Source organism: Parabacteroides sp. KHUB-03, assembly GCF_056640975.1.
In genome coordinates this window covers 585,438-599,727 of record NZ_CM153257.1, presented here as the reverse complement: position 1 = coordinate 599,727, position 14,290 = coordinate 585,438, and the positions used below count along the sequence as shown (strand labels likewise).

13 protein-coding genes are annotated in these 14,290 nt (G+C 42.2%); 7 read left to right on the top strand and 6 right to left on the bottom strand.

All coding sequences use genetic code 11. The features are described 5' to 3' along the window. Positions 1 to 5 precede the first annotated feature (5 nt). Complete coding sequence (locus tag ACYIB7_RS02495) at positions 6 to 743, bottom strand: lysophospholipid acyltransferase family protein (RefSeq protein ID WP_103983858.1); 738 nt, start codon at positions 741 to 743, stop codon at positions 6 to 8. A 137-nt stretch (positions 744 to 880) separates the two neighbouring features. Here ACYIB7_RS02495 and ACYIB7_RS02490 point away from each other — a divergent pair, with 137 nt between their 5' ends. Beyond that, entirely contained in the window at positions 881 to 1,051 is a 171-nt protein-coding gene (locus ACYIB7_RS02490) for a hypothetical protein (RefSeq protein ID WP_200817969.1), read from the top strand. Between the two features lie 64 nt (positions 1,052 to 1,115). Here the strand turns inward: ACYIB7_RS02490 and ACYIB7_RS02485 are convergent, their stop codons facing one another. Together ACYIB7_RS02485 and ACYIB7_RS02480 are read right to left on the bottom strand one after the other, a co-directional pair. Then, complete coding sequence (locus ACYIB7_RS02485) at positions 1,116 to 2,144, bottom strand: threonine-phosphate decarboxylase (protein ID WP_103983902.1); 1,029 nt, start codon at positions 2,142 to 2,144, stop codon at positions 1,116 to 1,118. A 95-nt stretch (positions 2,145 to 2,239) separates the two neighbouring features. After that, a complete protein-coding gene (locus tag ACYIB7_RS02480; protein WP_480337991.1) occupies positions 2,240 to 5,221 on the bottom strand; it encodes a serine hydrolase domain-containing protein in 2,982 nt (993 codons plus the stop codon). Positions 5,222 to 5,619: 398 nt separating this feature from the next. Here ACYIB7_RS02480 and rplS point away from each other — a divergent pair, with 398 nt between their 5' ends. The 4 genes from rplS (at position 5,620) to ACYIB7_RS02460 (ending at position 8,672) form a co-directional block, all read left to right on the top strand. Further along, the gene (rplS, locus tag ACYIB7_RS02475; RefSeq protein ID WP_005854040.1) at positions 5,620 to 5,967 is read left to right on the top strand and encodes a 50S ribosomal protein L19; all 348 of its coding nucleotides are present in this window, start codon (positions 5,620 to 5,622) and stop codon (positions 5,965 to 5,967) included. 164 nt (positions 5,968 to 6,131) lie between these two features. Then, positions 6,132 to 7,340, top strand: coding sequence for a sensor histidine kinase (locus tag ACYIB7_RS02470; RefSeq protein WP_103983860.1), 1,209 nt, complete (start codon positions 6,132 to 6,134; stop codon positions 7,338 to 7,340). Next, the gene (locus ACYIB7_RS02465) at positions 7,337 to 8,098 is read left to right on the top strand and encodes a LytR/AlgR family response regulator transcription factor (RefSeq protein ID WP_099463542.1); all 762 of its coding nucleotides are present in this window, start codon (positions 7,337 to 7,339) and stop codon (positions 8,096 to 8,098) included. The genes ACYIB7_RS02470 and ACYIB7_RS02465 overlap by 4 nt, the downstream gene beginning before the upstream one ends. A gap of 133 nt (positions 8,099 to 8,231) precedes the next feature. Next, a complete protein-coding gene (locus tag ACYIB7_RS02460) occupies positions 8,232 to 8,672 on the top strand; it encodes a LytR/AlgR family response regulator transcription factor (protein ID WP_099463543.1) in 441 nt (146 codons plus the stop codon). Positions 8,673 to 8,821: 149 nt separating this feature from the next. Here the strand turns inward: ACYIB7_RS02460 and bamG are convergent, their stop codons facing one another. Both bamG and ACYIB7_RS02450 read right to left on the bottom strand, forming a co-directional pair. Next, a complete protein-coding gene (gene bamG, locus ACYIB7_RS02455; protein ID WP_480337988.1) occupies positions 8,822 to 10,030 on the bottom strand; it encodes a BamG family beta-barrel-assembly machinery protein in 1,209 nt (402 codons plus the stop codon). After that, positions 10,017 to 11,333, bottom strand: a complete 1,317-nt coding sequence (locus tag ACYIB7_RS02450) for a DUF4270 family protein (protein ID WP_480337987.1) — start codon at positions 11,331 to 11,333, stop codon at positions 10,017 to 10,019. Before ACYIB7_RS02450 ends, bamG begins: the two co-directional genes overlap by 14 nt. A 241-nt stretch (positions 11,334 to 11,574) precedes the next feature. Between ACYIB7_RS02450 and ACYIB7_RS02445 the strand changes: the two genes are divergently transcribed. Continuing rightward, complete coding sequence (locus ACYIB7_RS02445) at positions 11,575 to 12,576, top strand: Kelch repeat-containing protein (RefSeq protein ID WP_099463545.1); 1,002 nt, start codon at positions 11,575 to 11,577, stop codon at positions 12,574 to 12,576. After that, the gene (locus ACYIB7_RS02440) at positions 12,557 to 12,910 is read left to right on the top strand and encodes a DUF4907 domain-containing protein (protein WP_480337986.1); all 354 of its coding nucleotides are present in this window, start codon (positions 12,557 to 12,559) and stop codon (positions 12,908 to 12,910) included. Before ACYIB7_RS02445 ends, ACYIB7_RS02440 begins: the two co-directional genes overlap by 20 nt. A gap of 82 nt (positions 12,911 to 12,992) precedes the next feature. Here ACYIB7_RS02440 and eno read toward each other — a convergent pair whose 3' ends face one another. Further along, positions 12,993 to 14,288, bottom strand: a complete 1,296-nt coding sequence (gene eno, locus ACYIB7_RS02435; protein ID WP_103983864.1) for a phosphopyruvate hydratase — start codon at positions 14,286 to 14,288, stop codon at positions 12,993 to 12,995. Between the last annotated feature and the right edge of the window lie 2 nt (positions 14,289 to 14,290).

Sequence of the window (14,290 nt, the reverse complement as noted above, 5' to 3'; positions counted from 1 at the left end):
ATGCTTTATTTATATTTATCCCAAAGAGAAGAAGCTATAATAGCTTGCGTCTTATCTGCCATTTCCTGTAATCCTTTATGGGAAATATCCATCCCGTCAGTAAATAGTGCCGGATGAATAACCATCTCCATCCGGTGCCGACAAACATTAATTGATCCGATCGGCAACACGTCAAACGGCCCATTCAATGTAATAGGGACAATAGGCAAATGCTGATCGGCCGCCATTTGGTAAGCACCTTTTTTAAAACGTATCATCTTTCCGGTATAAGTACGGGAACCTTCTGGAAAGACAACTACAGAAGCCCCGTTTTTTAAACATCGTTCAGCTTCTAAAACACTACGTGCAGCCGCTTTAGGTGTAGAGTTATCTACAAAAATAAAACCTGCAGCACGGCAAGCTGCGCCCACAAACGGAATTTTAGCTATACCAGCTTTCATTACCCATTTGACAGGAACTCCCAGAAAACCATAAACCAAGAATATATCAAAAGCCCCCTGGTGATTAGAAACAAACACATAAGATTGTTTGTGGTTAATATTTTCACGCCCTCTCACTTTTACCGGACAAAGAGCCAGATAACAGGTAAGCCTGGACCAAATCATGCCGGGATAATAAGCAAAGATTTTCTCGCCTCCGAGCAGGCACCCTATAATTACCGTCAAAGCTGTAAGTATTGTCAGTACCAAAAATACAGGTACAAAAAACAACCATAAATAAATCATGTAAAGAATCCGTACCATACGTATACTTATTATTCTACAAATATAAAAGCTAAATTGAAAGGAATTGTTATTTTTATTCCAAAATATTTTTGCAATCGGGTTATTATTACTTTATTTGCGGTAGAAAAGAAAATAATTATAAAATATCTATAACCATGAACGAGTTAATTAAAAATCTTGGGGTTATCGTACTCCTAATCGGTGTGATCATTCTGGCTGTACCTGCATTAACCGGAGGTATTTCAAACAGTATTCTTCTTACAGGCCTTGGAGTTATTATCCTGGGCTATATCGGTCATATCGTTATCAACAAAAGAATAGGATAAGACACACAAACTCCGAGAGATTAAAAATAAAAAAGAACGGCTCTATAAGACCGTCCTTTTTTATTTATTGTTGTTCCAACCATTCTTTCATGGCATTTACAAGTTCCTGGTTTTCGTCGGATTTCTGCGTAGACAGGCGAATGTAAGTTTCATCCAGCCCGCGGAAGTTTGAAGCATCCCGGATTAATATTCCATATTTACTCAGCAAATACTGTTTCAGATCGGCTGCCGTACCTTTCTTCAAGCGTACCAAAAAGAAAGTCGTAGCAGTAGGTATGACTTCCAGGCCATCCAATTTACTGAGCTGATAAATGAATTCGGCCGTTTCACGCTGCCATTTACGAATAGGCAAAGTAAACTGAGCCGGATGTATCAGGATATACTTGCTGGCCTCTATAGCCACCGCATTAACCGACCAGGGGATAATATACTTATTAACCTCTTCAATAATAGCAGGAGATGCAATCAAATAGCCAATACGCAATCCCGGTATATTATAAGCTTTGGATATAGACTGAACAATAATCAGATTTTCATGATTATAGATATCCGTCGGCTTCAACATGTCCTCCGTTGTAAACGCAACATAAGCCTGATCCACAATAAACTTAGTCTGACGGTTTGCAGCAATCAGAGACAATAATTCAGTACGGTGAATCAGTCTGCCATCCGGATTATTCGGATTACATATCCAACAGAAATCCTGTCCTTCCAACGATAATTCGGCCAAGTCATCAGAAGTAGAAAAGAAACTTACCTCATGCCCATGCAAACGGCAGGCATCTTCATATTCAGCAAAAGAAGGAACCGCAATCATCGACTTAGCCCCTTTCCATGCCTGAGCCAGCAAATAAAATGCAGTAATGGAACCATTCGTTACTACCAAGTTATTTTCTTTTATTTCATATCGGCGGGCCAGAAGACGCTTCAGTTGGGCTGCATCCGGTTCCGGATAGCGTGTCAACTTATCGAATTGCTCAATCAGGTTTACTTTCAGTTTGTCCAAATTGGCTCCGTGCCATACATTTGAACTAAAATTTATCTTTATTTCACTCTGAGAATTGTAGAAATCATCACCGTGTCCGAATAGCATACTCCAGTAGTTTTTATAGTAATTAATCATTCATTTAAAGATTCGCAAATATACTAATTATTTCGTGTTTACTCTACGTTAAACAAACAGACACTTTACTTTATCGCTTTATATATAGCGTCCTGTATTCTTGTGCGAATATCTAATGAACTCAATTTATTATTTGCCCGCGAAGGATTCACCCTATTACTCAGAAATATATAAATCATCTGATTATCAGGATCCACCCAAAAACAAGTTCCTGTAAATCCGGTATGTCCATATACCGAAACCGGCGTTTGAGGAGAGCAGGGAGATGCTTTCACATTACCAACCACCGGTTTATCAAATCCTAATCCTCTGCGGCATGTAGGGCTTTTGCTTTGCGTAAACAAACGGCATGTCTCTTCCGACAAATACCGTTCGCCTCCGTATATACCCTGGTTCAAAAAGAGTTGCATCACTTTGGCCAAGTCGTTTGCGTTAGAAAACAAGCCTGCATTACCGGAAACACCACCTTGAAATGCCGCCGCCTCATCATGTACATAACCTCTCAGTAACTGCCGGCGCACAAACTGATCGTCCTCCGTTGGCACTATTTGTAATGTATCCATCACCCTTAACGGATTATAAGTTGTATGCCATGCTCCTAACCCTGCATAAAAATCGTCATGAAGCAAACGATCCATCGGTTTCTTCATCTGATTTTCAACCATCATCTTCAGCAAAATAAAGTTAATGCAACTATAGACATATTTGCCACGCGTTCCTAAACGGGAACTCTTTATATCCTGAATTATAGTGTCTTTAAACGAATCGCTGATATAGAAATTACGGGCAACTTCGGTTGTAAATCCCGGCTTTTTCTTATCCGAAACCAAATCCGGATAATATCTAAAGTCATTGCGTACATACGTATTGGAATCAAACCGTACAGGATGGCTTGTATTCTTTGTGTTACTGTACAGACTTCCTTTATAGCTATTCCTATCGATTGCGTCAAGATAAAAATTGATGGAAGGAGTTAGTCCCGATTGGTGATAAAGTAAATCTTTAACCGGCAAATTCTGTTTATTGGAACCTTTCAACTCCGGGACAAAATCGCCTATCTTACTATTTAATGTAAACTTTTTTTCATCATAAGCTTTCATCACGGCCAACAATGTACCGGCGGCCTTCGATGCAGAAGCCAAATCATAAACCGAGTTATCAACCACATCCTGGGTCCCGCTAAACTCATAACGGCCAAACGATTTATCATAAATCACCATACCATCCTTAGCAACCAATACCTGACAACCGGGAAAAGCCTTTTTCGACAATCCTTCCGATACTATCAGGTCTATCTCATCCAAACGACCGGCATCCGCTCCCACTTCTTCCGGTTCATGGTAGCCAAGACGTGTCTTTTCCGTAAATATACCTGTCCCCGAATAATACAAACCCGGAATGGAAACCGGCAGCTTACCTTTAGCTCCTATACCTCCAAATATAACTTGGGCGGCATATTCCTGTGCCAAAGGTGTATTTTCATATCCTATTACCAACGCTTTGGCCTTCGTCGCAGAGTTTTTATAATCTTTACAAAAATAAGGAAGCGTAAAGAACGCATAGATCAGTTCTTTCTTTGCAGCCAATTGCCTCAAAGCAAGGCTTTCCGGAATACGAACCGTATGTACACTACAGATAATTATATCATAACCGGCAAGCCGGTTATATACGTTTTGTATATATGCAGCCGTAGAATTGCGTCCGATACTAAAACAAGCCACAGTATCATAACGGTTCAACATCGCTTGGAACTCATTCCCAACCTCCCCGCCAATAGCCAAAGCAGCAATCTTCTTCTTTCCCAGCTGTTTCAGAGGAAGAACGTCCGATTCATTTTTCAATACCGTAATTGCCTCGGCATTAAGTTTAGCCGCCAGCCAGGCAGCATGCGGAGAATTAAGCCGTTTGGATAGTCCCTGTACTTTTACCGGACTATATTGATTCAATCCCGTAATATATTTATACCGTAATATCTTAAGACATTTGGCTTCTACCTCTTCAAGAGACAGAATACCTTCGTCTATAGCTTCTTTTACAGCCGAAAAATCATTTATAGGAGTTGCCGGTGCCAGCAAGATGTCATTACCAGCCAGAAGCGCTTTTACGGAAGGATTATCGGCCTTTTTAGTCGTAGCGCCTTTCATAGCTAATGCGTCGGTAAAGCACAATCCCTTAAATCCCCACTTATCCTTCAGTAACCCCGTTATTATCTTATATGATAACGACGCCGGCAGATTCGGAGTATTATCAAGCGAAGGTACATATAAATGCCCGGTCATTACGCCCGCAAATCCATTATCGACATATCTTTTAAAAGGCAGCAGTTCCACACTGTCCAAGCGGGCTTGCGAATGAAAAACAGAAGGTAATGTTTTATGTGAATCATCCGACGTATCTCCGTGCCCGGGAAAATGTTTCGAAACAGAAATCACTCCCATTCCCTCCAGTCCTTTAGCATAAGCAATGCCCTTGTCTGCTACCGCATTTGGATCTTCGCCGAAAGAACGGAGCCCTATTACCGGGTTTTCCACATTACTATTTACATCCACATCGGGTGCAAAGTTAATCTGAATACCCAGTTCTTTACATTGACGGGCAACTTCCTTCCCATACTCTGTAATCAGATTATTGTCTTCTATTGCTCCCAGCATCATATTTTTCGGGAAACGGGTAGTACCGTTCAGGCGCATAGACAAGCCCCATTCTCCATCCAAAGATATAAACAAAGGTACGCGAGACGCTTTTTGTGCACGATTGCAAACTTCCGCCTGTGTAACCGGATTACCTTTTTGAAATAAAATACCGCCAATATGTATTTCATTTATGTAGCGCATCATCTTCTGTATATTCCTCGCATCAGACTTTGGATCCACCACAACCATGAACAGCTGTCCGATGCGCTCTTCATAACTCATTGCATCAAAAACAGAATCCACCCATTGGTTCATTTTCACTTTATCAACTTTCGCCATCAAATCAGGCTCTGCCTGCGCAAAACAACTTATTGCAAACCAACACAAACAGGCTGTATATATAACTTTCCTCATCACTCTTCGATACACATTAACCCTTCAAACATACAAAATAAATTCGACTTTTCGATTACGCATCCTGTATTTAGTGGTATTTGGTCTAACAACTTAACAGAACAAGGAAGGCTATCAAACCTGAAAAGGTAAGCAGCCAAACCGGTTCTAATATCATAAAAAATCATCGGGATGTTTTTCTAAAACCATCGGGATCATTTTTCAAAAACATCCCGATGATTTTAAAACGTATAGCGATAGCCCTATCCGGATGTCTTTTCTAAAAAACATCAATAATTTATTGCGTATCAAATAAATCTTTCGTTACTTTGCATCCGCTTTGCGTAATCTCTGTCGGGACATAGTAGCCCGTTATATTGCGTTTCATTCATAAATTACAATTAAAAAGCTATAAAACAATGGATTTAATTAAAATTGCAGAAGAAGCGTTTGCTACCAAGAAGGAGCTTCCTTCATTCAAAAGTGGCGACACTATTACAGTAGCTTACCGTATCAAAGAAGGTAACAAAGAACGTATTCAGCAGTACAGAGGCGTTGTAATCCGTATCTCAGGACACGGAGACAAAAAACGTTTCACTGTTCGTAAGATGTCTGAAAATGTAGGTGTAGAAAGAATCTTCCCGATCGAATCACCGTTCATCGAAAGCATCACTGTAAACAAAGTTGGTAAAGTTCGCCGCGCTAAATTGTATTATTTGCGTGCCCTTACCGGTAAGAAAGCAAGAATCAAAGAAAAGAGAGTTTAATACCCTCCGGTTCTATTGCATACAAAAGGCCGTCCGAATAAAATCGAACGGCCTTTTTGTTATAAAACAGGTGATTCACCGACACTTTTTGCCATTTCATCGATTCTCCTTCCTGCAAGCAAACAGATTATTTATCTTTGTTTCCCGTAAACAAAGAGACTGCCATGCAACAATCCAAAAAGAATGATCTGCTTATCGGATTTACTGTTTCTGTTTTGATCTCGCTATTTGTAAATTTCTCGATGTTAATGCGTAGCTACAACAAAGAGAATGAATTGGCAAATATGCCTAACATATTCCCCATACCTCCACAGGATAATTATTTTTTATACTTCTCCCTGATCTGGTTTTTTAGTTACGCCTTCCTGTTATTCATTGTAAACGATCAGTTATACCAGTTAGGTGACAAACTGTTCAAAAAGACCGAATATAAGACAATACTGCTAGTAATAGCTGTTAGTTTCGTCACGGCTTTCGTTATATTCAATCTATACCCTATCATCAACGATTTCATAATGATAGACATACTGGATAAAAAAAGCACTTTCTTCAATGCAACTACCGTACAAGCCACACAAACTACCATACATTCTTTCAGCATAGATGACATATTAGGCCCCCACTATGAGTTCAAAACAGAGGCACCGGACATAACTCCTATAAAACCATTTCCACACCCGTTGGTGACAGAACACCTGTTTGTATTGCTAACCATTATGCTGACAGCATTGCTATTCCGGCTACTTAACAGCCGGCAAGAGATGATGCTGGAATATGAGAAACTTAAAACCGAAAAGCTACAGAATACCTATAATGCCTTAATGGGACAAATCAACCCTCACTTCTTTTTCAATTCCCTGAATGGGTTAAATTCCCTCATCCAAAGCGAAGAGAAAGAGAAGACCCTAACCTATCTTGGTGAATTATCGAATGTATTCCGTTATATTCTGCAAAGCAACAAGAAAGGGCTGGTTACCCTGGCGGAAGAACTCCAATTTGTCAAAGCTTATACTTATCTGCTTAGTGTGCGGTACGAAGGGAAGCTCTTTTTCTCTTTTCAAACCGATACGCCTCTTCTACTATGGTATCTGCCTATACTGAGCATTCTGCCTTTAATAGAGAATGCTGTAAAGCACAACATAATAAGCAAGCAATATCCTTTGCAGATAGATATATACACAACATCTGATAATTTATTAGTTATCTCCAACAAGATACAACCCAAAGCCGAAGAAAGCTCGGGCAGCGGCATCGGACTTAAAAACCTGTGGGGGCGTTATCGCATGCTGACAGGCAAAGACATCCAAATCTCAAACCGGAAAGAATATTTTAAAGTATCACTCCCTTTACTTAACTCACCCGTACGATCATGAATGCAATTATCATAGAAGACGAAACGGCTGCCGTAAGCAGTCTGAAAGCCATACTGGAACACAACAACGTGATCGATATTAGCGTTATAGCAGAGCTCGAAAGTATCGAAGAAAGCGTCAGTTGGTTCAAGTCGCACCCTCATCCGGACATCATCTTCATGGACATACACCTGGCGGACGGATCAGCTTTTAAGATATTCGAGCAGGTGGAAATAGGTTCGCCGGTTGTATTTACTACGGCATACGACGAATATGCACTGCAAGCCTTCCAGGTAAGCAGTATCGACTATTTGCTGAAACCCGTTACGCAGACATCTTTGGAGCGTGCATTAAACAAACTCCGCCTTTTTGATCCCGAAGAGCGGAAAGCCCACATACAAAACACAAACAGTACAATCCAGAACCGCCATACGGTAAAAAGCCTTCTCATTATGCTGGCCGATAAATTCTATCCGTTACCGGTGGAAGACATTCTTTATTTCTACACTTCCAATGAAAAAGTAACGGCTTATACTTCCGACGGAAAGACTCATCCTGTAGACCGCACCCTGGATACCTTGAATGAACAACTGGACGAAAAGATATTCTTCCGGGCCAACCGCCAGTTCATCATCTCGCGTAAAGCAATAAAAGACATCGATCTATGGTTTGGCAGCCGTTTGTCTGTCAACCTGACCCTTCCCGTACCGGAACGCATTATCATCAGCAAAACCAAGACGCCGGTATTTAAGAAATGGATTCTTCTGGAAGAAGGATAGAAGCGGAAGTCTTTTCACCCCTCCAGGGCGGGCGTTTCACCGCCAAAGTTATACCACTTATCCGGCCTTAACCTTTGTTCACCGAAGTTTCAGGTTAATTTGCCGGTGATAAAACAAGAAAGGAAGAAACGCTATGTTGAAATGTATAACCTTTGATGGAGATGCCTCCACATTAAACACCCTGATGGGCTATTTCGAGAAGTTGGACAAAGCTCTGGCCGATGTACACGAAGTACTGAACAAAGAGCAAACCGAGCAACCAATCTTTGTGCGCGAAGGCAGCCGGATCATTCGTCTGCACCGTGACGAGATTCTTTTTCTGGAAGGATATGGCGACTACGTCAAGGTTCACCGCACAACAGGCAAGCCTCTGCTCTCGCAAGTCAGTCTGAAACGTTTTGAAGAATATCTCGACACGCAAAGTTTCTGCCGCGTACACCGTTCCTATATCATTGCCCTTGCCCAAATAAACTATATCGAACGGAAACGGATCCGTATCGGACAAGAGCTGATCCCGATCAGCGATTCTTACCTGCCGGAACTGATGAACAGGCTGGCTCTGCTAACCTGCTAATGGTGGAAGTCTATCACCTTATGCCGTGAGAGTCTATCACCTTATGCCGTGAGAGTCTATCACCTTATGCCGTGGGAGTCTGTCACCTTATGCCGTGGGAGTCTGTCACCTTATAGGGTGATACACTATCACGAAAAACAGTCTTTCTTTCAGAGCTTCACTTTATACAAACGCTCGCCTAATGTGTAGGTCACCGTAGCACCTATAATTCTTCTATCCAGCATATTACCCTTCCACAAAGACCGTTCATAGAAGAGCGCTGCATTTACCTGTCCGCCCAGTACCGGCATTCCCAAACCGGCACTTACACGATAAGCATTTCCCGATTTTCCGCGAATCTGCATATACGGAGTAGAAAGATTTATTCCGGCTTTATAAGAGAAACGCCTCCATACGCTTTCGGACAGAAAGCCATTCGGAGAATAACAGACTCCGGCACGCAATTCGTGTGTATCCTTAAATTTCACCAAATTATCGTCCGATACCAGAGAGCTATATTCCCGGAACGTATAATCGAGCGCATACGTCATCTTTTTATATTGCCATGCGCCGCCCAAACCGATAAACTGAGGAAGATATTGTTTTTGCTTCTTCTGCTTCTGTTCGGTTACAGCTTCGCCATTTGTAATGGTAATAGAGTTACTCATACTGATTCGCTGACGGTACCCGTAAACAGCACCCAGCGTCAGGGCACTTTCCTTCCCTATGGAACGATGATACTGAAGTCCGAAATCGGCCAGGAAAGCCTGTGCAAACGAGGTTTGGCCTATCGACATCGTACTCTGTTTTTCCGTCTGCGTAATATTGCCGAATAAATAGTTCAGGTTTACGCCAATCGACAAATTCCGCGTCAGCATAAAAGCCTGCGTAAGATGCGCTTTAGAAAGCCCTCCATCACCCTCAAAAGTACTCTGGTAATACGTATTGGCAGAACCTTCCAGCGGTCGCGAACTCTGGAAATAATACCCCACAAAGCTATAGGGAGTAACTCCTGCAGCCATATACCATCGCGGCATAATCCGTCCGCCTAGCAAGAAGGCCGACATATTGCCCGATACGGCATGGTTAGAATTGCCGCCCGATTTATAAGATTCACTTTTCAGGAATACAGATGCTTCGGCCATCAAGGAACAACTATCCAGAGCGGTCAAACCCGCCGGATTATCACTGTTAATAAGAAAAGAACCACGCATGCCATACGCTACATTTCCCATACCCACATTCTGTCCGTACAATCCGGAGGCAATCTCGCCCACTCCAAACATAGAATATGGCGATGAAGTCATTACATTCTGGGCAACGGCCGAAGTTGCCATCATCAGGAAAACAAATGCAGTGCTTCGCTTAATAGCTTTCATAAATCTTATAGGTTAGTTGTAATACAATAGGAGAACGGCCATTCTGGTCGCTGAAAGTAAGATTTCGGAAAGTGCCTGTATAATCGTCGGAACTGAATACAAATTGCAGGTTGTGTTTATACATGCCTATTGTACCCAGTTCTTCCTGCATAAAATCGCTTACATCGAAATAGTAATACGTATTCCCCTTATCCGCATCATTCCGTTCCAGCACACCGCTTTGCACCTCAGAGCCAAGATAGTCTTTTACGGCATCGGTCACCACATTATTCTCGTCCGCAATATAAAGATAGATACTGTCCGGCAGCGGATTAAAGTCGGAATAGGTTGACGGATCAGGATAGATTTTCAACAAAGCCTGATCTATATGTACCTGTTCGCCATGCTGCATAATATTATTCAGAAAAGGAAACTCCAAACGTGTGTACCAACCCAATCCACAGAAAAGGAATCCCTTATCATCGAGTAACGACGAAGATATCTCTACTTGCTTAGACGGATAACCCTCCAGCAAAGTTCCTGTACGGTCATGGTCTATATGGTTAAACTGAGTGTCTGTATTAGGTTGTATAGACAGCGTCCTTTCCGTTCCTATCTCTCCTATAACATGATAATGCAGGTTCAGCAAAGCCGAAGAATCGGATACACTGAACGAAAGGAGAGATTGGCTTTCCGTTTTCTCAGGAATAATAACGATCCCCTTGAAATAATCTTCAAAACGGTCGTCCGATACCAAATCGTCCCGATTATGCAGCCGGGTGAGCAAGTCTTGTCCGATAGCATCCGAAAGGCGCACTTCCAACCGGTCGCCACTGCCCGGCTTTGGCTTGAAAGAAACAACAGCCAGCGGATCGGTATCATACTGCACCGAGGAGTTATTATACAGGTAATCGTTATCGTTCAGTACGATTTTCTCTGTCAGCTTATGGATACTGAATCGTTGTACCAGTGCGGTATCGCCTATAAAGTGGCCATTGTACGACAAAGACAACATCAAAGAATCCAAGACTACAGACTCTGCTATATCCGTCTCATAGCTTGGATGCTTGTATGCAATAAAAGAAGAAGAAGAGACAGTTCCCCAAAACGGATGCGTATACTGTCCTATCAGTGCAACCTCTTTACCGGAAGTCTCCAAAGAGTCGATCAGCACGGAAGTTATATTTACCGTGCAAGTATCTATTACCACATTCCTGAAAGAAGATTCTACCAATCCGCTCCCAAATGTATTTGCATCATCATAGCATGACGAGGCTCCCAGCAGAAAGAGCAAAGGGATAAAAAACAGCGATTGTCTATACATAGAGTTATACTTATTTAATTTGCCTTCGGACTATTATTCCTGATTTTTCTGCAAAGGACATGTTAATGCACCTCTCATACAAGAATAATCGACGAACACGCTCTATTATTCTGTCAAATGGTTTATCTCCTTTCTCTGCCCGTTCACCGAACGGATATGGCTATTGGTCGATTTTAGTTGTATAACCCGCAAAAGCCTCGTTCATTTGCGTCTGTAAAAGAAATCGTAACATGTTTATAGAATGACACACAAAAGATTATTCACACTCTTACTCATTATGCTGCCAGCCATTTTTACGGCTTGCTCAAGCGACGATGATGATGATTTAATAGGTAAATGGTATCGCGTCTCCGACTTTGACGGATTAGCACGCAGCGATGCCTCGTCTTTTACTATAGGTAATAAAGGCTATCTGGTTTGCGGGTGGACGGGAAAGAAATGTCTCTCCGACTTATGGGCCTACGATATGGAAACAGATAGTTGGACACAAAAAGCCAGCTTTCCCGGAACTGCCCGCTACCTCGCCACAGCTTTTAATATTGGCAACAAAGGTTACCTGGGAACCGGTTTCGACAACGAAAGCTACTACAACGACTTCTGGGAATATGATTCTACAAACAATACGTGGGAACAGAAAGCTCCTTTTCCCGGATCAGCCCGCCGTGGAGCTATAAGTTTTGGTTTAGGCGGTAAAGGATATATTGGTAGTGGCTTTGACGGCAACTACTTGAAAGACTTCTACAGCTTCAATCCCTTGTCTAACAGTTGGGAGCAGATAATCAGTATCGGAGGAAGCAAGCGTACCGGCGCAACCTGCTTCGTTATTAATGATGAAGCCTATGTTTGCTGTGGGCAAAATAATGGAGACTATGTAAAAGATTTCTGGAAGTTCAATCCATCCAGCGGTACATGGTCACAGTTACGCGACATTGCCGACACCTCGGATGATGATTATGATGACGACTATAACATTGTACGCACCAACGGAGTTTCTTTCGTAATAGATGGCTCTGCCTATATAAGCTGTGGAGAAAGCGGAAGTTTACGTAGCGACACGTGGAAATATAATCCTCAGACCGACTTGTGGGAAAACGTTGCCAAGTTTAAAGGAACACCCCGGACAGCAACAGCTTCTTTCTCGTCAGGTGAACGGGGATTCATAGTATCGGGCAAAAGCAGCACTCTTCAATTTGATGATATTTGGGAACTTCACCCTTATGAATATGATGATGAAGATTATTAGAAGTAGGAAAACACGGCTGCTTACAGCCTGCATGTTGCTTTTGCCGATACTGTTCACTCTTTATTATTTCCGTGCCGGAGAAATGGGGTCTCCGGACAAACGGCAACTGGAGTTGCAAACTTTTCAATTGAGGGATGGATGGGGTTACCGGATTATGATGAACCGGAAGATGTTGATATACCAACCCACCATCCCTGCAATTGATACATTGATGCCTTTTCCCGATCAGGCCAGCGCACATGCAATCGGTTCGATTGTTTTAGAGAGGCTTAATGCCAACCGGGATTTTTCAATTACAAAAGGAGATATAAAAGCGCGCTCTCATAAACATTAACATAGGTAAAACACACTCATGAAAAAGGCCGGCTATTACTAGCCGGCCTTTTTCTTTAACAATAGTTATCGTAATTACAAAATCAGCAATTTTTGCACTTCTTATATGTTTTATATCCATAAGTGGCAAGGCTGCCCAATTCTTCTTCAATGCGAAGCAACTGATTATACTTAGCCATACGGTCAGAACGGCTTAAAGAACCGGTCTTAATCTGCCCGGCATTGGTAGCTACTGAAATATCAGCAATTGTAGCATCTTCCGTCTCACCTGAACGATGTGAAGTAACAGATGTATAGCCATTGCGGTGAGCCATCTCGATAGCATCCAAAGTTTCAGTCAGAGTACCAATCTGGTTTACTTTAATCAAGATGGAATTAGCACAACCATTTTCAATACCTTTCTTCAGGAATTCCACATTAGTAACAAATAAATCGTCTCCTACCAGCTGGCATCTTGAACCCAGTGTAGAAGTAAGCATCTGCCAACCGTTCCAATCATTTTCATCCATACCATCTTCGATAGAATCAATCGGGTATTTGCTTACTAATTCAGCAAGGTAAGTAACCTGCTGCTGAGCGGTACGCTTTGCACCTTTAGTTCCTTCAAATTTAGTATAGTCATAAACACCGTCATGATAAAATTCAGACGATGCACAGTCCATTGCAATAGTGACATCCTTGCCCGGTTCATAACCTGCAGCTTTGATAGCAGCCATAATAGAATTCAGGGCGTCTTCCGTTCCTTCCAATGCGGGAGCAAAACCACCTTCATCACCTACAGCAGTACTCAATCCACGATCATGCAGCACTTTCTTCAAAGCGTGAAAGACTTCAGCCCCCATACGCAAGCCTTCGCGGAAACTGCTTGCACCTACCGGACGTATCATAAATTCCTGGAAAGCGATAGGAGCATCAGAATGTGAACCTCCGTTAATGATATTCATCATCGGAACAGGCATCACATAAGCATTTGTACCCCCTATATATCGATAAAGCGGTAAATCCAGATAATTTGCAGCAGCTTTAGCTACAGCAAGCGAAACACCAAGCATTGCATTAGCACCCAAATTGGATTTGGTTTTCGTGCCATCAAGCTCTAACAATTTCTTATCTATTTCTCTTTGGTTTAAAGCGCTCATGCCGAGAATAGCAGGAGCAATTACTTTGTTTACGTTCTCTATGGCACGCAATACACCTTTGCCACCATAACGTTTTTTATCACCATCACGCAATTCAATCGCCTCGTTTTCACCCGTAGAAGCGCCGGAAGGAACAGCCGCACGGCCAAAAGCGCCGGAAGCCAAATGTACATCTACCTCTACTGTTGGGTTACCACGGGAATCCAAAATCTCTCTACCTACTACTTTTATAATTTCCATAT

Bases quoted from the DNA above. Each gene is read 5' to 3' on its own strand.
- ACYIB7_RS02495 (WP_103983858.1), bottom strand. From the start codon at position 743: ATGGTACGGATTCTTTACATGATTTATTTATGGTTGTTTTTTGTACCT.
- ACYIB7_RS02490 (WP_200817969.1), top strand. From the start codon at position 881: ATGAACGAGTTAATTAAAAATCTTGGGGTTATCGTACTCCTAATCGGT.
- ACYIB7_RS02485 (WP_103983902.1), bottom strand. From the start codon at position 2,144: ATGCTATTCGGACACGGTGATGATTTCTACAATTCTCAGAGTGAAATA.
- ACYIB7_RS02480 (WP_480337991.1), bottom strand. From the start codon at position 5,221: ATGAGGAAAGTTATATATACAGCCTGTTTGTGTTGGTTTGCAATAAGT.
- rplS (WP_005854040.1), top strand. From the start codon at position 5,620: ATGGATTTAATTAAAATTGCAGAAGAAGCGTTTGCTACCAAGAAGGAG.
- ACYIB7_RS02470 (WP_103983860.1), top strand. From the start codon at position 6,132: ATGCAACAATCCAAAAAGAATGATCTGCTTATCGGATTTACTGTTTCT.
- ACYIB7_RS02465 (WP_099463542.1), top strand. From the start codon at position 7,337: ATGAATGCAATTATCATAGAAGACGAAACGGCTGCCGTAAGCAGTCTG.
- ACYIB7_RS02460 (WP_099463543.1), top strand. From the start codon at position 8,232: ATGTTGAAATGTATAACCTTTGATGGAGATGCCTCCACATTAAACACC.
- bamG (WP_480337988.1), bottom strand. From the start codon at position 10,030: ATGAAAGCTATTAAGCGAAGCACTGCATTTGTTTTCCTGATGATGGCA.
- ACYIB7_RS02450 (WP_480337987.1), bottom strand. From the start codon at position 11,333: ATGTATAGACAATCGCTGTTTTTTATCCCTTTGCTCTTTCTGCTGGGA.
- ACYIB7_RS02445 (WP_099463545.1), top strand. From the start codon at position 11,575: ATGACACACAAAAGATTATTCACACTCTTACTCATTATGCTGCCAGCC.
- ACYIB7_RS02440 (WP_480337986.1), top strand. From the start codon at position 12,557: ATGATGATGAAGATTATTAGAAGTAGGAAAACACGGCTGCTTACAGCC.
- eno (WP_103983864.1), bottom strand. From the start codon at position 14,288: ATGGAAATTATAAAAGTAGTAGGTAGAGAGATTTTGGATTCCCGTGGT.